Origin of the sequence: Acidianus sp. HS-5, from assembly GCF_021655615.1 — an archaeon.
In the GTDB taxonomy this organism is placed as follows: Archaea; Thermoproteota; Thermoprotei_A; order Sulfolobales; family Sulfolobaceae; genus Acidianus.
The window spans coordinates 203,488-225,324 of record NZ_AP025245.1 but is presented as its reverse complement, the minus strand read 5'-3'; the positions used below and the strand labels follow the sequence as shown (position 1 = coordinate 225,324).

Here is a 21,837-nt window from a genome sequence, read left to right as displayed (position 1 = left end):
ATTTCATCATGCTTCAAGTCACAAGCCTTTCATTGTTGCCCGACTCCCCAGCTCAAAAAATTAATTAAAAAAACTTTCACTTACCTCTTCATTCTAATGCGTGTTATTTTAGGTTATTATCAAATACTCTTAATTACTAGGTAATTATTAACTGACGTTAACATTTATAGAACCAATCAAGTTTGCTCATACTCTAAATATAGTCATTTCCGTGTACATGCTATTAAGAGAATATTTAATTATCACATCAACACGCATTATAGACTTAAAAAAAGAATATTAATCTTTATATTTCACTATAACATAATAATTTGCATGAGTATTACTGATTACTTAGCGCATCTTGATCCTATATCGTTCGAAAAGTTCATAGCCTATGAGTTTTTACCAAAATTGGGATTTAAGAATATAAAATGGATAGGAGGTTCCGGAGATAAAGGTGTAGATATTTTAGCGCTGAAAGAAGAACTGGATGGTATACATAAATATGCAATTCAAATAAAAAGATATACTAAAACTAAAATAGGGGAGAAAACGGTAAGAGATCTTTATTCTTCAATGACATTATATGACTGCGATAAGGGAATAATAATAACGACTTCTGATTTTACTGCAGACGCTATTGAAGTAGCAAGCAAATATAATATTAGCCTAATTAATGGTATTAGGCTGTCCGATTTAATCCAACAAAAACAAATAAGAGTGCCCATGCGTCCACCTACTAAGGATTCGGAAGATTCACAAATAATGGAAAAGGAGAATATTAAGGAAATCAAGGTCAATGAAGGCGTGTATCTGGATATAAATGACGCAATAAATAAAGCTGAAAACTTAGTTGGAAAATATGGGAATTATAAGATAAAAAGGACTGAAGCTATATTAAAGAGATTATATGTATTCCAAGTAAAAATTGGTTATAATTTTCAAAACGATAGAAGAAGGAGAGTTCTTTCATCACAAATCGCAATAGGCGGAAATGGAGAAGATCTTTCCAAAATTTTGGAAACTCCGATGCAAAAAACAATAATTGCTTCTGAAGTTAAGTATGAGAAACTTGGCGTTGAATACGCTAAAATAACTACTTTGGCAGTAGAAGTAGCAAAAAGAAGGTTACCTCATTATAGTCACATAATCGATATTTCTAAAGAACTGAAGAAAAAGTCATGGTATCTAGATACTTATAAGATTATATTTCAAGTTGAACTAACTGAGGCTGTAGTTACTGTTAGTAGGAATAATTTGAATATCATTTTTAAACCTATAGATAATGAAAAGTTAGAAAAATTAGCCTTGATGGAAATTAAAAAGGAAACTGAGTTAAAAAATTCTCCTAAGATATCAAGGGATAATGACGGATATACTATTAATTATCAGGATGACAAAATAGAAATACGAATTAAACTTAATAAAGCAGGTAAAATAATACAAAAGACTGTCAGGATAACAAAAGATTATGCAATAAAACTTGCACAAAATAAAGTAAATGGAAATATAGTTAAGGTAGAAGGAGATTACGACGTGTTTTTAACTGCTGATTATCTCTATAAATGCCATGTTAATCCTTATTCCAAGAATGTGTTATGTAATAAAATTGGAGTATCATTGATTAATGCTCAAAAAATTGCCCTTGAAGATTTTATAAATAATATGTTTTCAAAACCTATGAGAACAGAATACGATCTTAGAGATTCATGGATAATACTGGAAAATGGGATAACTGGATCTGCTAAATACGAGATATCCCTAGAGGGAACTATAAAAAGCGTAAATAAAAATATAAATGAGAACTATTTAAAAATATTTATAGCTAATCATGGTTATAATTTGTATTCTATAAAGAGCTGTGGTGATAAAATTTCCGCTATAGCATATGATTCAAATTTTAGTTATGCGTTTATATGGAAAACTAACGGAGAGTTAATTTATCAAAAAGTGAAAATAAATGATTCATATGCTATAAGAATGACATATTCACTCTTTAATATTCAAGGTAAATGTAAGGAGAATCTAATGAGTGATAAAGAAAGCGTAAAGGTTAATTTATTATGTAATAATATGCATTATTTAGCCAAAATTTCTGATGATGGAAAAATTTTATCTTCAAGGAAAATTATCGATATTAATACCATAAAAATGAATAATATAGTTTCTATAGGATATAATAAAAGAGGTATAATAATAAAAACCGATAGTGGAAATAAATATGAATATATAATGTTAAGTTATGAAGGATCGATTATCAAAAAAGACGAGTGTAAAAAAGGCATATGGGATAAACTAAAGTGTTTAAAATTAGATAATGAATATAAACCTATAACAAAAAATCCATTAGAATTACTATAGATTCATTTCTACAAATAAAATAGTATACTTTTTGGTCTGAAATATAACGATCTCTCTAAAATTATCAAAAGTGTGTATAAAGGATCTTACCCTTTAATGCCTTAAAAAGCATTAGAATATTCTCTTTATCTTACTCATGATAGAATTTCCTTGGATAAGGATTTGAATACATTAGAATATCCAGGTCATAATACGCTATACTTATTATATCAGCTTGAAGTGCATATCATTGTTGACATTGTTTTACCACTAAGTTTGGATAATATCTCGCTATAATCGGCCTACTGAAATGCTTTATTGAATTCTTAAACGAGCTTGCAGCCCTATCTAACTTCTCAATTGCTTGAGGGTTTGCCACAATTACTAGCTCAATACTATTACTTGGTTTCATGCCTATTCCGCTTACGTTACTTTAACGTGTCCTTGATAGTTATCCGATTTCTTCGACTCTCACTTATGTGCTTGCATTAGTTTCCCTAAATATTTTAACTAGCTTCTCATTAGATTATTTATGAATGTTCAATCTGTTTCTAATGCCGCCAGCCTTGATAATATGGTTTCTAATGCATCTTTACAACCAGTTTATCTTGTAGTTTTAGATAATGAAGCTGGAATTGTAATTAAGTTTGGCGAAAGGTGGAGTAAAATCGAGTATCACGAGGGTAGGATTATTATATACAGAAATGATCAGGGAAATATCAGCATCTTAGAGATAGAGTATGATGAGTGAAAAACTTACTGAGTATGAGGTTTTGAGCATAAAACCTTTAATAGCAAAATTTAGTTTAAAAGATGAGAATGGTACATTAATGGTATATTTAATCCCCAACATAGTAGTTACTGAAAATGATAAAGTAACTTCCGTGGTAAGTAATTCATTGCTCTCAGTTTTAAGCGATAAACCTAAAATGGGCGAATTATGCAACCCACAAAAGATGCTCACTCATACTGCAGTCATACCGGAGTTAAGGATAATAAGTGAAGGCGGTACTGAGATTATGGCGAATGGGAAAAAGTGGTAATTAAAGCTAAGATAATGAACATTAATGTTTATCTGGATTTAAGAGATAATTTTGGTAATCCTTGCGTGAACCTGACATGGATTCAATTGACGAGTGTAGAATAGATTGTGAATGAGAAGAAGAGGGAATTATTAGAGCAAAGATTTGAGGACTTGTACAGATATAAGGAGGAAATATGCAGATATTTGAACTATGTATGCAATGATAAAATGAAGCGTTTGTACCTACAGTGCTATACTCACAGTTATATTTCAAATGAATGCAAAAATAAGATATATTCCAACGAGTTATTAGTATCTCCCATTAGCAACGTTATAGAAACTTTATAAGAAGACGTTCCCACAACTACTTATGGAAGAGAAAATAGTTGACTCAAAAGGCAGAGTTTACCTAGGCAAATGGTTTGCAAATAAGAAAGTTTATGTGATTAATTTGGGAGGATTAATAGTGCTTACACCTTATACTGTTTTTGCTGAAGAGCTAGAAAAAATTCAAAATAAGGATGATCTTATTAGTAAGGATGCCTCTCCTCAAGAGATAAAGAAGAGCTTTAGTGACCATATATGGGAAAAGTTAAGTCGATATCAAGTGCACTAATCCCTAAAAGTCTGATAAAGGTAAATTAGTATATAATAGAATTCTAGTTTAACTACGAGAAAATTAGGAAAACAAGGAGAGGGCAATAGGCCATTTAATAGTGCCTCTACGTACATTCTAAAGGAGTACGAAAAAGAGCTGGAGGATTTAGCTTCCATTGAAATCTCTCAAAGCTAAAGATATATTAAATCACGATACAATTATCTTTCATATGATTAACCAGGTCGAGATACAGAATTTTAGAGGAATGAAGTATTGCAAACTTGAAGACCTTTCACAAATTAATATATTGGTAGGGAGGAATAATTCTGGTAAATCCACCATCCTTGAGGCTATTTATTTCATTTCTTCTCTTGAAGAACAATATGATAGAATTAGGAAAATTAATAAGATAGATTATTTAACACGGAGACGGTTAGAAGGAAAAACTTGGGAAAATCTAAGGAATATTATATTGATAGCGAAAAGCGACAATCTAATTACCTTATCGTCTATGAACATGGATATTTTTTCTCAATTCTTTTATAATTTCAGTAGGAATGAAAAAATAGTTTTCAATGTAAGTGAAAATAATTATACTTATTCAATTGAGGTCAGTTATAAGGACGAAAACCAAATAGTACTAAAAACTAACAAGTCCTTGAATAACGACCTTTCCGAATTATTTAAGAATACCGTTCTCATAGACGATGACCTATCCTTACCTCAACTATACGACATAATAGGAGAATTGAAAATGAATAAAAGGAAGGACAAGGAAATTGTTAGGTTACTAAAAGAAGAGTTTGAAGTTGATGCAGAAGGGATAGAGTTTTCTCGTTACTTAGGCGATTATGTGTTATCATTAACTCTTAAAGACACGTCAATCCCTGTAGACTTTTTAGGAGACGGCGCTAAATTGGCGATACTCATATCTTCAATACTGCTTTACTTTAACGGTAAAGGGATTGCCTTAATGGAGGAACCCGAGGTTCACGAACACCCGGGAGGTATATATACTGTCTTAAATTTTGCGTTTAAGATAGCTAAGGAAAAAGGCATTCAGTTCTTTATAACTACTCACAGCTCGGATGTTATAAATTATTCTCTTAAGATTGCGAAAAAATTAGGCTTGAAGACTCAGCTAGTATATTTAAGGAGAGTTAACGGGAGGGTTAATTCTGTTAATTTAACGGAAGATAACGTCAGTCTTCTAGAGGAAATCGGGATGGATTTAAGAGCAATTGATGCGTTGTAAGTGAACAGTTTTGGAGAAGTGTTTAGTTTTTTATAAAATTAAGAATCCAACGCAAAAATTCGACGAAATAATACTATGTGAAGGAAAAACTGAAGTGGAAGTAATAAAATCCTTATATGATAAGGTGGAAAGGTACATTTGCGAGAATATTGAAAGACGTAAGAAAGTTGGGATAATTAACGTAAAAGGGATTGGGAACTTAAATAAATTTGTTGAACTTTTTACTAAGCTATATAGGAGCGGGATTATCGATAATAATACCTTATATATTATTATGGACAGAGACTGTAACATATTTCTGTAACTTTTAAACGCTTTTAGTCACTTCTAATTACTGTAGAAATATAGAAGTTGTAGGATTTTGCATTAAAAATTTTCGGTCAAGTGCCTCTTAAATATAAGCAAGTGACCAAGTGTGCTAAAGACTCTAAAAAGAACAGTGAGGCTTGAGAGTGACTCCATTAACAAGTGGGAGTATAACACGTTGAAAGAAGTTGAGAGAATACAGAAGGGAATGGTAGACGAGATGATAAAGACAATAATAGGTGAGGGCTTACAAACCACTAGGAAAAAGTTGCACGAAAGATTCTACAACTATTATAGGGAGAAGTACCCTTCATTACCTTCAAGGGTAATTGAAGGGGCTTACATTGTTGCAGGGAGGATTGTTAGGAGTTTCAGGGAGAGGGAGAAGAAGGAGCTAACTAGGAAGGATAAGCCGGAGTACAAGAAGGTGGTAATAACCTATCCCAACATGATAAACTGGAAGTTCAACAAAGTGTCTGTAAGTGTTTTAACTCACAAGGGTTGGGTAGAGGTCCCACTCAGAGTAACTAAACAGTTGATAAAGTTCTTGTATAGCGGTTGGAGGGTCTCACAAGAGCTCAAACTTAGGCTAGTAGGTAAGAAAGCCCTTGTTTGGTTAACTTTTGAGAAGGAGGTTGAAGTTACTACGAAGGAGGGTAATTATCTTACCCTCGACGTTAATGAAAATAACGTGACGGTCGCGGTATTTGAGGGCTTCAAACTGAAGGAGTTGAGGCGTTACGAGACTAAACTAGGTAAAGTAGTAGTGGACTATTCCTTGAGGAGGGAGGAGATTACTAGAGGTAAATCTACCAAGGACGAGCTTGTGAGAAAGAAGCTGAAGAGGTTGAGGGAGAAAGAGAGGAAGCTAGACGTGTTGAGGAAGACCGTTAAGAGGGTCGTTGAGTTGGCTAAGAGCATTAACGCTAAGGTCATTGTGGGTAAGTTTTCTTTAAGGGCTAAGGAGAGGATGGAGAAAGACAAAAACGCTGAGCTTAGGCACAGGATTCACCAATGGAGTGTCATTAAATTTGTGGAGTTGCTTAATGCACAGCCAATAGAGGTTGAGGAGGTCTCTGAGGCTTACACATCTTCAATTAACCCTTTCAACGGTGAGAGGTTAAGGAAGAAGAATCAATTAGTGGAGAAGACCGTCAAGGTTTTTAACCCCTACCTTATGACGGGCACTGCTCACGAGGGTAGGGTGATTAGAATAGTCAAAGTAACTGCTAGGTATTTAGACGGTGGAGGAGTACTGCTAGAAAGGGATTCTATTGCCCCGCTTAACTTGGTAAGAAAGGTGGATGGGAGGGTAGTTGTGTTTCCCTCGACTGGCACCAATGATTTAAGGGTGACTGTGTATGATCCCCTAAGAGGTGTCCCCGTGGCGGAATTAAAAGTGGCTAAAAGTAAGCATAAGTTACGCCACGGGTAAACACTACAAAGAGTTTAAGAGTGTAAGTAGTCTTCTCGTGTCGTAGTATAAAATTCTTACTACATAAGATTTATTTACATAAAAGGTAAGAGATAAGATATGAGCGATTGGGTAACTGTCTCAACTAAAGTTAGAAAGGAATTGTGGGAAAAAGCTAAGGCATATCGCGTTAACATAAGTGAAGTACTTAGGAAAGCATTAGAAGAGGAGGTTAGAAAAAGAGAAGAAGAGGAAACTAGAAAGTTATTGGATTTAGCCTCAGAGGAATTGAAGAAAATCCCTCCTGATGAGGTTGTAGAAGAGATAAGGAAAATGAGGAGAGAAAGATGAGTTTCCTTTTCGACTCTAGTTCAATTTTTGAAGCCGTAAGGCTAGGTAGAAAAGCCCTTGATGTGCTAAAGGACAACTATACTATAGACCTGGCATATTATGAGCTTGGTAATATAATATGGAAATATAGGAGTAAAGCAGATATTTATACATTATTTAAAGCAATTAATGAAATTCTATCATTTATGAACATTATTAATGTAAAGTTAGATAATGAGATACTGGATGAGGCTATAAAGAGGAATTTAACATACTATGATTCCGCTTATCTAATTTCAGCAAAAAGGCTCAAAGTAAAGCTCGTGAGCCAAGATCAAGACCTCATAAAAAACGGTGCAATAAGACTTGAGGATATAATAAGTTAGATACAAGTAATTTAGGAATAATACAAAGAATTAAATAATTGAGATGCTAAAAACCGAGAAGCTAAACTCACTCCTAACATTTTGCTCTTAAAACACGATTTTTACTTTCACTTGTTTCATTAGCAACGGGATTATTCACTTCTTTTATGCATTATTTTTTCTCATGTCCATTTTCTACTTGTTAAGAATAAAAAATAAGAATAATTAAGAAGAAGGAAATATTATGATAGACCCGGTTTGTGGAATGGAAGTAAATGAGGACTCTCAATACAAGACGATGTATAAAGGAAAAGTATACTATTTTTGCTCTCCCCACTGCATGAAAGCCTTCCAGAAAGACCCAGAAAAGTATCTGAGGGAAGGACCTAAGGGAATGCCTAATGAGTAACAAGGAGAGTGAAAAGCTAAGGATAGGAAAGGAGGAGGAATTAAAAGTAGTAGGAATGCATTGTGCAACCTGCAGTAGTACCGTCTCTAAATCAATTAAAGGAGTAAAAGGAGTTAAAGACGCAAACGTAAACTTAGCTTCAGGAATTGCTAAGGTTGAGGTAGAAAACGCCAGACTGAAGGACATAGTTAACGCAATAAGGAAAGCTGGTTACGATGTCGTCACTCAAAAGGTCAGCTTTAAAGTTGATATTAACCCTGAGGATGCTAGGAAATTAGAGGAGAAAATTGAGGATATAAAAGGAGTAATAAAAGCTAGCGTTAATCCAACTAACGGCGTCATTCTGGTGGAGTTTAATCCTTACTCAATAACTTCCGATGAATTGGCTGAGGAAATTTACAGAAAGACAGGACATAAGGTAACTAAGGTTAAGAGCGAAGTTGCTAATAAGAGCGAAGTTCACGAAATGTTAAAGAGGCTTATTATTGCGTGGGTTTTCACTATTCCTACATTGTATTTCCAATATTCCGGCTTACCCCTTGTTGCTCTCTTTACTTCAATTCCAGTTCAATTTTACGCAGGGCTACGATACCATTTAGGGGCTTATAGGGCGTTCAAGAACAGGACTACTAACATGGACACTCTCGTTTCACTTTCTACTAACATAGCTTGGTTTTACAGCTTATATGCAGTTATAGTCCATCAACAGACTTTCTTCGACGTGGCTTCTCTTCTAGTCTCTTTCATTCTGATAGGGAAAACACTAGAGGCTTACTTAAAGGAGAGGATCTCAGTACAAATAACTTCATTAAGGAACTTAAAGGCTAGGTTGGAGGACGGGAGAGTTATAAACGCTGAGGAACTAAAAGTAGGTGACAAGATTATAGTAAAGGGAGGAGAAGTAATACCTGCAGACGGTATAGTTGATGAAGGTAAAGGAGAAGTTAACGAGTCCATAGTTACCGGAGAAAGTATGCCGGTAAAGAAGGGGAAGGGAGATGCGGTAATCGGTGGGTCAACTTTAATCTCAGGTTACCTAAAGGTGTACGTTACGAGGACAGGAGAAAGGACTTACATTTCTCAAGTAGTTGAGGCAGTAAACCAGGCACAGACTGCTAGATTGCCTATACAGAACCTTGTAGATAAGGTTTCATCAGTATTTACTCCAGTAATAATAGGTGTTTCAGCGCTAGTCTTTACAGTTTGGAAGTTCTTACTAGGCTTCAGTACGGAGGACGCATTACTATTTTCAGTGGCAACCTTAGCCTCAGCTTGTCCTTGCCCGTTTGGGTTAGCCACTCCTTTAGCAGTTTTAACTTCTGTTAACAGGTTGGCAAAGAAGGGAATAATAGTGAGGAATGGGGAAAGCCTTGAAATACTGAAAAAAGCTGATACTTTCATTTTCGATAAGACAGGGACAATTACTGAAGGTAAAATAAGCGTTAGGGGAGAAGGAGATAAGACTGCGATATCTTACGCCTCAGCTATAGAGAAAATGAGTAACCACCCTATAGCAAAGGCTATTTCTTCCATCCCCAGTTCTCTAGAAGTTAAGGACTTTACTGAATTTCCTGGCTCTGGAGTTTACGGTAAAGTTGACGGTCACGACGTAATAGTGGGTAAAAGAGACTTCGTTCTGCAGAACTGCGAAGGAGATGGAAAAGGAGATGTTCTGGTTTGCGTTGATGGTAAAGTTACTGCGTGGTTTTACTTAGAGGATAAAGTGAGGGATGACTCTGTTAAGGTTATTGATGCATTGAAGAAAATGGGTAAGAGGATAATTATTGCAACTGGAGATAACAGCGAAAATGCAGAGAAAGTAGGGAAAGAATTAGAAGTTGATGTAATCAAAGGCTTATCAGCAGATGAAAAGGCCGAACTAGTTAAGAACGAAGTTAAGAAAGGAAGGATTGTTGCATTTATAGGAGACGGAATAAACGACGCTATAGCAATAAAGGAGGCTAACGTTGGTATAGCAATTTCCTCAGGAACGGATATTGCTAAATATGCTGGAGACATAATTATTCCTAAAATAGGGGATCTTCTTACGCTCCTAGAGTACTCCAGGTTAACTGTGAGGAAAATAAAGGAGAATTTAGCCTGGGCTTTTGGTTATAACTCGATTTTAGTGCCTATAGCTGCCGGTTTGCTTTATCCTGCTATATATTTACCACCGGAATATGCAGCATTAGCGATGTCAATGGATAGTGTTGCAGTGTCCTTGTGGTCTTTAGTTAAGGTTTAAATTTTTTATTAATCTAATACTTTGTTGTGTACTTCAATTTCTTTAGGTGTTAATCTCTTTAGTTTTTTCTTAAATTCAATATCAGACATTGTGTTAAAGGTAAGTACGTTAATTTGATAAAAATTGAGGTATCCCACAAAGCAAGATGATAGAAAAATATATATAGAGAAGCAAAGTTAGATTAGACCATGAAAATTCAATATATATTTTTACTATTGGTTATTCTATTTTCTATGCATATTCAAATGCCAATAATGCACTGCTGTACACATAAAAATTTAATAGAATATACAGAATATCCTCATGTATTTAAAGCAGAATCTAAAACTCCTCCACCACCAGACGTATGCTACACAATTTATAATGTATCACTAGAACCTAACTATATGATAGTAGTCTGTGCCAGTTTTTCCAATCCATATACTTTAATAATCTTTACGCCTTGTCAGTTTGAGGCATGGTCACACTGTGAGCAAACAACTGCAGTATGCGTCAAAAACATAACTTCTGGTAAATATGACTTTATACTGTCTCCAGGTAATTATATTCTAGTTATTAATGGTTATTGTAGTCTAGTCAGTATTTTTAGCGAAGTTTACGTATACATCGTGCCAGAGAACGCTATTCCAGTGATAGAGAGCGAGATGAGTTCGCCTCATAATCCAACGGGAATAGCGTCTTATGGAATTTATAATAATAGCGGACAATTAAGTGAGTACATTATTAAAACTCACGAGGTTTTAGGATTTTATAATATAACTTCTATAGAAGCATATAACTCCAGTTTTTCCAATCCATATGGTGCGTCTTTACAACTTAATGTTGTCTTACAAATAGTTACTTCAGGAGGAAATGAAACGCTATGGTTACAGAATGTTGTATCATTTATAACTAATGAGAAAGAATTTTATTTCGTTGATAATATCTGGAACTTATCTGCACCTTGTGCATCTATAAACTCCACACTAGTAAGTGGAAAAGGGTCTGTACAACCTGTTTGTTTACTCTCACCTAGAGATTTCTACGGATATGAGACTTGCTGTTCTGTGTATAACTTCCCGTTTGCAGGGTATTTAATAATTAATACTACTGACGTTAAAGGAGGAGTAGAAGTATCTTTCGGTTACGTTATTGTGCAAAATGGGTCTTTAATGCCTCCTAACGTGGTATATTATGATAAAGTATTTATTTCGATCCCTGACTTGACAAATTCTTATATTCTGGTAGACCCTAACCAGTTAACTGGTAGTCTAAATGTATATGATGCAGAGTTAGTATTTGGAGGATTATACGGTGGCGAGATAACATGTTATACTTCACTTCACGCTGAACTTGCGTTAATGTATAATAATTCTGGAGTTAAACCTTTCCCATCAGTTTACACTTTCGGATCTGACACTGCTGAAGCTACCGGTGACCTGCACGTTTCGTTACAAGGCAATAACGCAGTGGTTACAGTGGGAGAAAGGGATTACGGGCTTTTAACCAACAATTTTAAGCCTTCGTTCCCTGGCTTTACATACGTAAAGATGGAAAGAGTTGTAAATAACCTTGGAATAATCAATGAATCGTCGTTCTATCTAAACGGTTATTACTACATCTCACCGCCATTATACTTCTCTCCTAACTCTACAGTTAATTATACGCTATACAAAGTAATGCTAAGTATTAATGGAATGAATGAGACTATCCTTACGAGCTATAATCTATCCAGTTTCCAGTACTTTAATAACATAACAATAATATGCGAATATAATGAGAATATACTAGTAACAATTCATTATCCTAACGGAACCGTCACTGCATGGTACCTAAGAGGAGAACAAACGGACTTCCCCAATATTATACAAATAAACAGTAGTGTAAGATACGTACTTTCGCAAAAGCAGCTAATTATATCATCGCCTATTAACATTACACCGTCTTATGTTGAACAATACCTAATCTCAATTTATTATCCTAATGGGACAGTAACAGAATGGTACAACGCTAGTGCAAAAATATCTCTACCCAGTGTAATATACATTAACCCATCCACTAGGTATGTAACGAACGAAACATACATATTGATAACTCATGCTGGAAATTACTACCCCAACTATACTGAAGAATTCCTAGTAACAATAAGTTACCCCAATGCGACAGTTACTTCATGGTATATAAGAGGAGAACAAACGGACTTCCCACGGATAATTCAGGTATGTAATTTAACAAGATATATTTTGGATCAGAAACAATTGATTATAACCTCACCTTATAATGTTACTCCAACGTATGTTAAACAATATTTGATTTCGATACACTATCCTAATGGGACAGTGACAGAATGGTACAACGCTAGTGCAAAAATATCTCTACCCAGTGTAATATATATAACCTCCTCTACAAGGTACATAACGAACGAAAGTTCATTAATGATAACTCATGCTGGAAATTACTACCCCAACTATACTGAAGAATTCCTAGTAACAATACACTATACAAATGGTACAATCACCGAATGGCTTGCTGACGGGTCTAACCTATGCCTTTACGCTAAGACTGACATTTTCCAAACCATTAAATGGGTAGGAACTTTTAACGTCAATAACGGTGAAAAAATTGAAGTGACTAGTCCTATTACAGAAACTGAGGTAATATGCGTAAACTACACCGTAGTTCTCGGTATAGTAGCTATAGCAGTTATAATCGGAGTTATAATATTTATAATAAGAAGAAAATAATGATTTTTAATCTCATATCAAAAATTCTTCAACACTTTTCTATGCTGTCAATAAGTTATGGGAATTTTGCAATTCAAGTTTTCTGTTATTCAATTTACGAGTTAACTGACCATACTCATTAAGGGCATTTAGTTAGTAGACAATTCACGAATATATCTCTAGCCTATAGGTAGCGTTCTCAAGTAGTCATCTTATTCGATAAGTAGTGAAATTATTAGTATGATTAGAAATGCCTTCTTTAAACGATAATTTACGTCGTAACCAATGAGGTGAGTTGAAGAGTACCGTTCTAAATATTATCTATACTACGATTTACTCTATATAAAGAACGTCGTCGAGTGAGGCTTATTTAAGGGTAGCCCAATATATTTTACCCCTGATATAATATTCCTTATGAGAACTACTAGCAATAACTATCCTTACCCCATAAAACCCAATTGAGGTAAACCTCGTTAATATAAGACCTGTAAAACCTTAGTTTACCAAAGCCCAAACTTCCACCCCTATCTTCACTTATCCTAAAGTTTATCACCTCCACGTCATCCCTCATTTTCATTGAGAGGTAAACGTCCTCATACCCGTTAATGAAAGTCTCGTCACATACTTTACCTTTTACTACCCTTCTATTTAGTATCATGAAACTTCCTCCATTCATAAAGGAGTCTACTATTTCTCCCCCGAATTTTTTAAAAGGACCTATCATTGAGTCTACAACTACTACAGTCCTTATTCCGAGCTTTTCACTGTATTTTAGAGTCAAATAGCCGTAAACTTCAGCCGGAGGTAGTCTAAGAATTTTTCCTACTAGTCTCATTACCTTTATAAATGCTGGTTTATCGACTTTCATCAATGAGACCTTGTATGAATGATAACTAGAAGGCTTAGCTAAAACTAAACCCTTGTCTGTTGTAGATAATTCATTCTTTAGCTTAGAAGGTTCGTCTACCTTATGCACGTCATCATTTGAAATAACTATCCATTTAGGCGAGAACTTCATCGCGTAAAATATCCCAGCGTTTACGCTTTTTGCGTAATTGAATAAATGACCTCTACTCTCCACAAAGACCCTTTTAAATCCTTTAAAAATATTAGAACTTTCCCTTGCTTTATCTCCTTTAATATCAGCAGTAGGAATTACAACTACTACTTCTTCGTCTCCTTCCTCTTCAAAAATTTTCATATTAGCAGTGGGTCTTTCCTTCATCCAACGTATTATGTCTTCCCTGCTAAAGAGGGAATAGATTTTCTCAACTTCTTTCACTTTATTACTAGTGAAAAACTCCTCTATCCTATCCAAATCCTACTCCCCCTCCTGTAAAAAAGAGTGTAGAAGTTCATCATTGAAAAGGAATATATGAAGTCCTCAATTGGAATGCTAAATACCCTTATGCCTATAATTGAACAATGACCATAAATTACGACCGGTAAAGAGGTGAGGAAATGATCAAATACAAGGAACGGAATGTAAGTTAAAAGCAGGAAGATCCAGTAGTTCCTAGATTTAAATAAATCCTCGTCAAGAAACTCTACGAAAATTATTGAAAGTGAGGCATAAATTAAGTCTACGAAAGTGTACGAATGCCTTATTGCCAGAACGCTCAGTAAAAGCAATGCTACAGCAACGATAATCATGTTTCTCCTGCTGAAGGCGTTTAACGTTTTGTCCTTAACCTTAGTCCTAAGGAAGTCGTAAATTAAGAGAGTTGCAAAAGGAGTAACTACAAAGAAGAGTACTTCTTCTATCGGTAGATCTATTACGTATATCCCAAGGACCCATTTAGGGTTAAAACTCCATGAGCCTATCCAGGTTGCAATGAAGTCCCAGACTAAGAAGATAGGTGCAGTAACTCCTATTGAGAACAGTAGGGCTTTATAATTCCTTTTAACCTTGAGTGAAAGGAAGAGAGTAGGAAAGAATATCATTGAGTCTATCTCAGCATAAGCTAAATGCGGTAGAAAGAGATGAACCTCCAAACGGAACCACCTACTAAGTTATATACACCGTAAGCTATTATCCTCCTTTTCTTAGGCTTTACCTTAATCCTGTTTACTATGCACGGGTCTTTCAAAATCCTCCTTGCAGTCCACTTATACATGTCTGCAGCAGTCTTTATTGCGATCAAATACCTCAAAGGTATGTAAGAATATCCCTTTTCAGCCTCTTCTTGAAAACCGAAATACCTCCTTATCTGGAACCTCATGAATTCCCTAAAGTTATCACTGCATTCTAAAAGGGAATTCACTGAAAACTCCTCCATTTCCTTTACAGGTAAATACTGCCTCTCCATCTCAAGGTCTTCCCTAACATCTCTTATGAAATTGAGGTACTGCATCGCCCTACCCAACATCCTGGCGTAATAAGATGACTCCTCAGGGAGGTTTAATACTCTCATCATCATTAACCCTACGACCTCAGCAGAGCCATACATGTACTTTATGGTCTCATCTATAGTGTAATATACCTTCTTCCTCAAGTCGCTCTCCATGGCGTCAAGGAAAGCCTCTACCCATTCCTCTTTAAAGTTCTTCCTCCTCATAAGGTCAACAAAGTTGGAGATAACTAAGTTACCGCTGGGCTTTCCTTCTAACTCCATGTAATACTTTTCTCTAAGCTCATAAAATTCCTTCACTCTCTGGGGCACAGAGTCGACTAGATCATCAAAAACCCTAACAAATGCGTAAAGCTTTGTAACGTCCTCCCTAACCTGACCAGGGAAGAATAAACTACTATTATAATAAGTTACGCTTGCGTTTTTGAAAATTCTTGCAAGATTTGACTCCATTAGGGTAAGTGTTAAACGGTGTTAAAAATAATTGTATTAGAATTTTTCTAACTTTTCCGTATAAGTGGACATTAAAAAATAATTAACATATGCTTATATATACTCCCGCCTCTTTTAGCTTATGTTAACAGTTGAACTAATAGCGTTGAGCGTTGCCGTATTCTTCGGGATGGAATTCTTAGCTAGGTTAATGCATAAGTACTTAATGCACGGGATTCTATGGAAAATACACGAAGACCATCACAGACCTGTACAGAGGGAAATAGAGAAGAACGACGCCTTTGGGCTGATTTTCGCGGGGATATCTGTATACCTTATATTTTATTGGTTAATTTACGGTAACCTCATAGCGTTAAGCGTAGCCCTAGGTATGACAGCTTATGGTGTTGCGTACTTCTTCGTTCACGACATGGTAATCCATAATAGGCATTTACATTTACGCTCTTGGGGTATGAGGCATAAGTTCTTAAGGGAACTGATTCTGGTCCACGACGTACACCATAAGGAGGGGAGAGGAAACTGGGGCTTCCTTTTAGTAATTAAAGGGATAGATAAGATACCGGAAGAAGTTAAAGGAGAGAGAAGATGAAAGTTGTCATAGTTGGTGCTGGGGTAGGAGGTCTATCTACCGCACTTTATTTAAGGAAGAAAGGTTTTGAAGTTACAGTACTGGAGAAACTAGACTCTCCAGGGGGTAGGGCTAGGAGTTTTTCTAAAGACGAATTCTCCTTCGATATGGGCCCTTCTTGGTATTTAATGCCTGAGGTATTTGAAAAGTTCTACCATGAAGTGGGAGAAGAACCTCCCGAAATTGTAGAAGTAAACCCCTTATTCTCTCTATATGTGAACGATAGGCACGAGGATTTTACAAAGGACTACGCCGGAATGGAAAAATATCTCGAAGATACCGAATTCATGTATTCTCTGTCAATGAGTAAGTTCCTCTTTAAGGAAATGAAAATAATCGATTTTTTGGACAAAGATATTATAAGGAACTTGAAGAAGTTCCCAATTTTTTACAGTCTGGATAATTTCAACAGGAGGTATTTTACAGACGATTTCATGCAAAAGGCTTTAGGGTTTTCAGCAGTGTTTTTAGGAGGTTCTCCCTTCGAAGTTCCTGCAGTATATGCAATGGTAAATTACGCAATTTTCGGTAAAGGGGTTTATTATCCTAAGGGAGGCTTTGCGGGCTTAGTATCAAAGCTATTTAATGCATGCAGAAGGGCGGGAGTTGAATTCAAGTTTAATTACAACGTAGATAAGGTGAACGTGAAGGATAAGAAAGTAACCTCAGTAGTTGCAGGGGATAAAGTAGAGGAAGGTGACGTATTCGTTTTCAACATGGACTACCATTATGCGGATAGTTTGCTCCCTGCAGATATGAGGCAGAACTGGAGTAGGAAAAAGTTTGCCCCTTCAGCTATTTTAGCTTATTTAGGAGTTGAAGGTGAGGTAAATTCTTCCCACCACTCAATATTTATAAATGGCAATTGGGAAGAACATTTTAATTCAATAAGGAAGGGAATTCCTCCAGACGTTAATAACATGTCTTATTATGTAAGTTATAGGAAAGCTACAGATAAAAGCTTAAATGGGGACGACCTAGTGTTCCTTATCCCGGTATCGCCGGGATTAGATGGCGTGGACTCCAGATTTTACATTAATAAGGCTATAGAGGACTTTAAGAAAAAGACCGGGAGTAAATTTGACGTAAAATTTGAAAGGATTTATTCCCCGGCCGACTTTAAAACAGACTACAATGCGTATAAAGGCACAGCCTTCGGAATTTCCCATACTTTAGACCAGACAGGCCCTTTCAGGTTGCCTATGAAGAACAAGAATTTAGATAACTTATTTTATGTAGGACAATACACCCAGCCTGGCATAGGAGTTCCGATGGTGACAATATCTGCAATGATAGTTGCTGAGAAAATAGAGAGTGAGAAACACGTGGTAGAACCTCGGTAATAATGTGCAAAAGATCTATTGATTACTTCAAGGCTGATGAAGGGCGCTTTTTCTAAAGGACTTTATAATGCGTCTGGAATAATGACACACTTGCAGAATTAGCAGTTAAGGCTACTATCACCTTTTTAGTTAGTTCCTATTTAGAGACGCACGAAATAAAGAGACTGTTATCAATCAGGCGTTATGGGAAGAGATTATGGAATTCGTAAGAACCAGGAGGAGTGAGCTAATTTTACTGGAAAGGGCCGGGAAAAAGGGGCAATAGTTTACATATGGTTTAAGTAAGGAAGAAGCAGAAGATTGCCTAAACGTTGTTAAGGAGATAGTTTAGTAAGAAAAGTTTGGTGAGAAAGATAGCGTAAAGAGTAAGTGTCTTCTTTATAGTGCTTTGTGAGATTGTTTAATTTTTATCAAAGTTAACGGCTGACTTACTTTTAATTAACGTCGATTTAGAATTTAATAAAATCCGATGAACTTAACACCTAGAGAAGTTGAAGTACTGGGAGATTCACGGCTCCACTGCGAATTGTAATTTATGATCAATATAAATATAAAAGTGTTAACATGATTAAGCGTGAATTCCATTTACGAACTGTTATTGCTCAATTAAATTCGTAACAGTCTTTGAAATATAGTGAATTCGCAATATAAACCTGAATGACCCGACGTACATAGCACCCCATTAGACGATTACAAATCTTTTATTGTTTTACTCTAAAAGTAAGAACTTATAGAGAGGTATCATTTTCACCTCTTTTCCATTAACTTCCTCAACTCCTTCAACATCATAGGTTACTATTATCCTCTCCTTAGCTTTTACTAATTCATCAGCTTTTAATAACCCATTTATTTCCCTCTCCTCTACCTTATCTGAAGAATAAGTAACTTGAACTAGTCTGGAGTTTACCTCATCATAAAAATCTACCTCAAAGTTATTTCCCTTAATATAATAGAGCCCCCTTAACTGGTTATCCCTAGCCAACTTGAGGAAAACCACGTTTTCAATTAGCCTTCCTTTATCTTTAGCCTTTATTGCTATCCTTGATATAATGCCCGGGTCTACCAAGTATACTTTCTTGCTGAAAGTTAGCCTCTCCCTAGGCCTTTCTCCATATCTGGGTAAAAAGTAAACAAGATAAGCGTTCTCTAGTCCATATGCCCACTGGTCTACAGTCTTTTTGTCTATGGAAATTGTATTAGCTATTCTGGATAATGATACTTCTGTAGAGTAATATAATACGAGACTCTTTGCAAAGTCCTTGAATTTACCCATCTCCTTTACCTTGTATCTAAAGATTATGTCCTTAAATAGGATGTCGTTATATATTATGTCTATCTGGTCTTTGCCTATAACAAGGGCTTCTGGAAAACCTCCTTCTTCAAGATACTTATCAAGTTCCCTCTTTACCTCCGCTATCCTCCTTGTAGAGAGTGGTAATTCCTCACCTTCTCCTTTAAAACGTAAATACTCTCTGAAAGAAAAAGGAAACAAAACGAGGTCAGAATGCCTACCAGTCAGCGCTGTAGCTAATTCGCCTGAGAGCATCTTAGAATTACTACCAGTTACTATGATCCTTTTAGTCTCCCTTAATCTAGATACAAATAGTTCCCAACCTTTGACATTGTGAATTTCGTCTAACACAAAATAGTTTACATCACTGCCGTAAACCTCGTATACAGCCTGCTCAAGGCTTCTCAAATCCTTTGAACTAATTCCGTAAAGGCTTTCGTCGTCAAAATTTAAGTAAACGAACTTTACCTTTAGCTTCTTCATGAACAGCAAGGAAAGGGTAGATTTACCACTCCTTCTAACGCCAAGTATCGCTAAAACGTTGGGGATACTAAAATATCTAGATATATCACTACGTATGTCTCTCTCCACGTAATTTGCTAACATCTTCTCCTCCATAAGGTCCTTCTGGTCTGCTACTATCCTTTTTGCTTCTTCAACGTTCATATCTGGTGGAATATATTCCCCCAATTCTAAATAAAGTTGGTGGAGTGTATTCCCCCATAATATATAGCGTTTTCATATGCAAAAGAGTAAGAGGACTATCTAAAGATTAAGAAGGCAACATATTCTCTATGCTGGTAAATACTACTAAGAAAACGACTTTCCTAACTACTATGCATTACCTTCTTTAAATATTTACTAACTTCTATCGACGCCGGTCTCTTTAAAGGGTTTGAATTAATCATTGCACTCATTAATTGTTTAACTTCAGATGGGACGTTAGGATCCCAGAGCTTTAGCTTTGCCTGAGCAACCTTGACTTTCTCTTTAACGCAATTCATGTCACCTTTCTGGAAACAGCTAAACGCATCGTTCATTTCCTGTAAATCCGGTCTATCAATTTTCCTAGTAAGTAGTACGTACATGGTTATCCCGAGAGAGAAGGTGTCAATATAAGGCTTTGCAGTATCCAGGTAAACCTCTGGAGGTGCATATTCTACAGTAAGTTGAGTTATCTTACTCCCGATCCTCATTGCACTGCCAAGATCTCCCAACTTAAAATTAACGCGCTGTAAGTCATCAGGGTCGTTAGGTTTCTTACTTAGGAATATGTTCTGTGGCTTAACGTCCATGTGGACGAAACCGGAAATGTGCATATAATCTAAAGCTTCCGCAACTGTAGATATTGCTCTATAAACTGTGTGCTCCCATTTCGAGGAATAAAAGAATACGTCGTCCTGAAGCAAATCTCCAAGCGTTCCTCCTTTCATGAATTCCATTACAATTCTAGGAGGGTCTCTCTCGTAAAATGATAGGTTACCTGACATTATTTCGCTTAAAACTAGTTTATCCACATTTACGGCATATATTTCAACTACATTAGGCCTTTTTGAGAGAGAAGAAAGGTTACTTGCCTCGTTCATTAGGTTATCAAAGTATTCCTCGGGGACTCCGGAATAGATCTTCAGAACTTTTATTGCAACCTCTATCCCTGAAGGAGTTTCAGCCCTTATTACATAACCGTTACCGCCTTCCCCTAAAACTTCCTTAACTTCGTATATCGAGAACCTCTTTCCAATCCAAACCTTAGGATCCCACGCCTTTAACCTTGCAGGAACTAAAAGCTTTGAGTGAGTCTGGGGAAACACTTGCGGAGAACTTTGAGGCACTGTAGGTGATGTTTGCGATGAAGGAGCCAGTTTGCTAAGTTTTGACTTAACTAATGGACTGTAAAGCGTCCTATCTATCCTTGTATAGAGGGAGAACGCCTCTTTTATCCTTCCTACAGTCTCTAGAACTTCTGCCTTGAAGAGAACAGCTAATATGTTAGTAGGCTCAACGTTATTAAGTATGTTGTCTAAAACCGCTAATGCCTCTGCATATTTCCTATCTTGACGTAAAATTAAGGACTTTTCTAGTAGTGCGTCAACGTTATCTGGTTCATATTGCAGAATTTGGTCTATTTCCAATTCAGCTTTAGTTAACCACCACTTCTTCCTATATACATGTGCCCTTGCAATGTTCAAAACTACGCTATTCCCAGTAAGTAGGTTTGAAGCGTTACCAAGATCGTCTAATTCTGCATAAATTAAAGCCATTAGTGCTAAAAACTTGTCCTTATCTACCTGCACAGAGGGCAAAATAGCCCTTAAGTCACCTAGAGCTGACCTTAGCGTCAGCTCTCTCTTGTCAATGAGGAAGAAGGAATAGTAATATCTAGCTAATGATAGGTAATAAATTACTTCAGGAGTATTTTTACCTAATTTCTGCAATAGGCTATTGAAAGTGTAAATCGCGTCATCTAACATTCCTAGTTTTATCTCAGTAATAGCCTTCCAACGTAATGCGTCGGCATAAACATACTTTCCTTCCGGAGTTGACGACTCCTCACTTCCGGGGAATAAGTTTATTGCTGAATTGAAAGTATAGTAAGCATTATAGTACTCCTTTAGGCAGAAGTATCTTTTCCCTTCAGCAATAATCGATTTTACTGATATCATTCAATATAATTTTGTGGTACAACATTTAATATTTACGAAATTTCATGCTTGAAAACTTCCAAGATATGCCCAAGGGCTGAGGATTATGTAAATTAATGAAAATTCAATAAAACTTAAATCCCTACTTTGTTTAGATAC

20 protein-coding genes are annotated in these 21,837 nt (G+C 36.0%); 14 read left to right on the top strand and 6 right to left on the bottom strand.

From position 1 onward, the window contains the following. Positions 1-315 precede the first annotated feature (315 nt). Complete coding sequence (locus HS5_RS01270; protein WP_236752277.1) at positions 316-2,343, top strand: restriction endonuclease; 2,028 nt, start codon at positions 316-318, stop codon at positions 2,341-2,343. A gap of 226 nt (positions 2,344-2,569) precedes the next feature. Here HS5_RS01270 and HS5_RS01265 read toward each other — a convergent pair whose 3' ends face one another. Beyond that, on the bottom strand, positions 2,570-2,734 hold the full coding sequence (locus HS5_RS01265; protein ID WP_236752276.1) for a hypothetical protein: 165 nt from the start codon (positions 2,732-2,734) through the stop codon (positions 2,570-2,572). Positions 2,735-2,854: 120 nt separating this feature from the next. On the opposite strand from HS5_RS01265, the gene HS5_RS01260 reads away from it, so the two are divergent. The 11 genes from HS5_RS01260 to HS5_RS01210 all read left to right on the top strand — a co-directional run bounded on the left by HS5_RS01260 (position 2,855) and on the right by HS5_RS01210 (position 12,991). Then, positions 2,855-3,073 carry a hypothetical protein gene (locus HS5_RS01260; protein WP_236752275.1) on the top strand — a complete coding sequence of 73 codons (219 nt, stop codon included), beginning with the start codon at positions 2,855-2,857 and terminating at the stop codon, positions 3,071-3,073. Next, on the top strand, positions 3,063-3,365 hold the full coding sequence (locus tag HS5_RS01255) for a hypothetical protein (protein WP_236752274.1): 303 nt from the start codon (positions 3,063-3,065) through the stop codon (positions 3,363-3,365). Before HS5_RS01260 ends, HS5_RS01255 begins: the two co-directional genes overlap by 11 nt. Positions 3,366-3,716: 351 nt before the next feature. After that, complete coding sequence (locus HS5_RS01250) at positions 3,717-3,962, top strand: VapB-type antitoxin (RefSeq protein WP_236752273.1); 246 nt, start codon at positions 3,717-3,719, stop codon at positions 3,960-3,962. 211 nt (positions 3,963-4,173) lie between these two features. Continuing rightward, a complete protein-coding gene (locus HS5_RS01245) occupies positions 4,174-5,199 on the top strand; it encodes an AAA family ATPase (RefSeq protein ID WP_236752272.1) in 1,026 nt (341 codons plus the stop codon). Positions 5,200-5,209: 10 nt separating this feature from the next. Continuing rightward, positions 5,210-5,503 carry a TOPRIM nucleotidyl transferase/hydrolase domain-containing protein gene (locus HS5_RS01240; protein ID WP_236752271.1) on the top strand — a complete coding sequence of 98 codons (294 nt, stop codon included), beginning with the start codon at positions 5,210-5,212 and terminating at the stop codon, positions 5,501-5,503. Positions 5,504-5,614: 111 nt separating this feature from the next. After that, positions 5,615-6,940 carry an IS200/IS605 family accessory protein TnpB-related protein gene (locus HS5_RS01235; protein ID WP_236752270.1) on the top strand — a complete coding sequence of 442 codons (1,326 nt, stop codon included), beginning with the start codon at positions 5,615-5,617 and terminating at the stop codon, positions 6,938-6,940. Positions 6,941-7,039: 99 nt separating this feature from the next. After that, complete coding sequence (locus HS5_RS01230; protein ID WP_236752269.1) at positions 7,040-7,270, top strand: type II toxin-antitoxin system CcdA family antitoxin; 231 nt, start codon at positions 7,040-7,042, stop codon at positions 7,268-7,270. After that, on the top strand, positions 7,267-7,635 hold the full coding sequence (locus HS5_RS01225) for a type II toxin-antitoxin system VapC family toxin (RefSeq protein ID WP_236752268.1): 369 nt from the start codon (positions 7,267-7,269) through the stop codon (positions 7,633-7,635). Before HS5_RS01230 ends, HS5_RS01225 begins: the two co-directional genes overlap by 4 nt. Before the next feature lie 220 nt (positions 7,636-7,855). Continuing rightward, on the top strand, positions 7,856-8,023 hold the full coding sequence (locus HS5_RS01220) for a YHS domain-containing protein (RefSeq protein WP_236753615.1): 168 nt from the start codon (positions 7,856-7,858) through the stop codon (positions 8,021-8,023). Beyond that, positions 8,016-10,268, top strand: coding sequence for a copper-translocating P-type ATPase (locus HS5_RS01215; RefSeq protein ID WP_236752267.1), 2,253 nt, complete (start codon positions 8,016-8,018; stop codon positions 10,266-10,268). Before HS5_RS01220 ends, HS5_RS01215 begins: the two co-directional genes overlap by 8 nt. A gap of 188 nt (positions 10,269-10,456) precedes the next feature. After that, positions 10,457-12,991, top strand: coding sequence for a thermopsin (locus HS5_RS01210; protein WP_236752266.1), 2,535 nt, complete (start codon positions 10,457-10,459; stop codon positions 12,989-12,991). A gap of 403 nt (positions 12,992-13,394) precedes the next feature. Here the strand turns inward: HS5_RS01210 and HS5_RS01205 are convergent, their stop codons facing one another. The 3 genes from HS5_RS01205 to HS5_RS01195 are packed head-to-tail and all read right to left on the bottom strand — an operon-like array spanning position 13,395 to position 15,774. Then, complete coding sequence (locus tag HS5_RS01205; protein WP_236752265.1) at positions 13,395-14,288, bottom strand: hypothetical protein; 894 nt, start codon at positions 14,286-14,288, stop codon at positions 13,395-13,397. Next, positions 14,276-14,965 (bottom strand): lycopene cyclase domain-containing protein, encoded by a 690-nt coding sequence (locus HS5_RS01200; protein WP_256445552.1) that lies wholly within the window; start codon positions 14,963-14,965, stop codon positions 14,276-14,278. The genes HS5_RS01205 and HS5_RS01200 overlap by 13 nt, the downstream gene beginning before the upstream one ends. Then, complete coding sequence (locus HS5_RS01195; RefSeq protein ID WP_236752264.1) at positions 14,935-15,774, bottom strand: phytoene/squalene synthase family protein; 840 nt, start codon at positions 15,772-15,774, stop codon at positions 14,935-14,937. The genes HS5_RS01200 and HS5_RS01195 overlap by 31 nt, the downstream gene beginning before the upstream one ends. Positions 15,775-15,895: 121 nt before the next feature. Here HS5_RS01195 and HS5_RS01190 point away from each other — a divergent pair, with 121 nt between their 5' ends. Both HS5_RS01190 and crtI read left to right on the top strand, forming a co-directional pair. Next, positions 15,896-16,363 (top strand): sterol desaturase family protein, encoded by a 468-nt coding sequence (locus HS5_RS01190; protein ID WP_236752263.1) that lies wholly within the window; start codon positions 15,896-15,898, stop codon positions 16,361-16,363. Next, complete coding sequence (gene crtI, locus HS5_RS01185; protein WP_236752262.1) at positions 16,360-17,745, top strand: phytoene desaturase family protein; 1,386 nt, start codon at positions 16,360-16,362, stop codon at positions 17,743-17,745. The genes HS5_RS01190 and crtI overlap by 4 nt, the downstream gene beginning before the upstream one ends. Positions 17,746-18,454: 709 nt before the next feature. Here the strand turns inward: crtI and HS5_RS01180 are convergent. Then, positions 18,455-19,702 carry an ATP-binding protein gene (locus tag HS5_RS01180; RefSeq protein WP_236752261.1) on the bottom strand — a complete coding sequence of 416 codons (1,248 nt, stop codon included), beginning with the start codon at positions 19,700-19,702 and terminating at the stop codon, positions 18,455-18,457. Positions 19,703-19,863: 161 nt separating this feature from the next. Then, the gene (locus tag HS5_RS01175; protein WP_236752260.1) at positions 19,864-21,699 is read right to left on the bottom strand and encodes a serine/threonine-protein kinase; all 1,836 of its coding nucleotides are present in this window, start codon (positions 21,697-21,699) and stop codon (positions 19,864-19,866) included. Between the last annotated feature and the right edge of the window lie 138 nt (positions 21,700-21,837).

Bases quoted from the DNA above. Each gene is read 5' to 3' on its own strand.
- HS5_RS01245 (WP_236752272.1), top strand. From the start codon at position 4,174: ATGATTAACCAGGTCGAGATACAGAATTTTAGAGGAATGAAGTATTGC.
- HS5_RS01225 (WP_236752268.1), top strand. From the start codon at position 7,267: ATGAGTTTCCTTTTCGACTCTAGTTCAATTTTTGAAGCCGTAAGGCTA.
- HS5_RS01195 (WP_236752264.1), bottom strand. From the start codon at position 15,774: ATGGAGTCAAATCTTGCAAGAATTTTCAAAAACGCAAGCGTAACTTAT.
- HS5_RS01215 (WP_236752267.1), top strand. From the start codon at position 8,016: ATGAGTAACAAGGAGAGTGAAAAGCTAAGGATAGGAAAGGAGGAGGAA.
- HS5_RS01210 (WP_236752266.1), top strand. From the start codon at position 10,457: ATGAAAATTCAATATATATTTTTACTATTGGTTATTCTATTTTCTATG.
- HS5_RS01265 (WP_236752276.1), bottom strand. From the start codon at position 2,734: ATGAAACCAAGTAATAGTATTGAGCTAGTAATTGTGGCAAACCCTCAA.
- HS5_RS01255 (WP_236752274.1), top strand. From the start codon at position 3,063: ATGATGAGTGAAAAACTTACTGAGTATGAGGTTTTGAGCATAAAACCT.
- HS5_RS01270 (WP_236752277.1), top strand. From the start codon at position 316: ATGAGTATTACTGATTACTTAGCGCATCTTGATCCTATATCGTTCGAA.
- HS5_RS01175 (WP_236752260.1), bottom strand. From the start codon at position 21,699: ATGATATCAGTAAAATCGATTATTGCTGAAGGGAAAAGATACTTCTGC.
- HS5_RS01180 (WP_236752261.1), bottom strand. From the start codon at position 19,702: ATGAACGTTGAAGAAGCAAAAAGGATAGTAGCAGACCAGAAGGACCTT.
- HS5_RS01190 (WP_236752263.1), top strand. From the start codon at position 15,896: ATGTTAACAGTTGAACTAATAGCGTTGAGCGTTGCCGTATTCTTCGGG.
- crtI (WP_236752262.1), top strand. From the start codon at position 16,360: ATGAAAGTTGTCATAGTTGGTGCTGGGGTAGGAGGTCTATCTACCGCA.
- HS5_RS01260 (WP_236752275.1), top strand. From the start codon at position 2,855: ATGAATGTTCAATCTGTTTCTAATGCCGCCAGCCTTGATAATATGGTT.
- HS5_RS01250 (WP_236752273.1), top strand. From the start codon at position 3,717: ATGGAAGAGAAAATAGTTGACTCAAAAGGCAGAGTTTACCTAGGCAAA.
- HS5_RS01230 (WP_236752269.1), top strand. From the start codon at position 7,040: ATGAGCGATTGGGTAACTGTCTCAACTAAAGTTAGAAAGGAATTGTGG.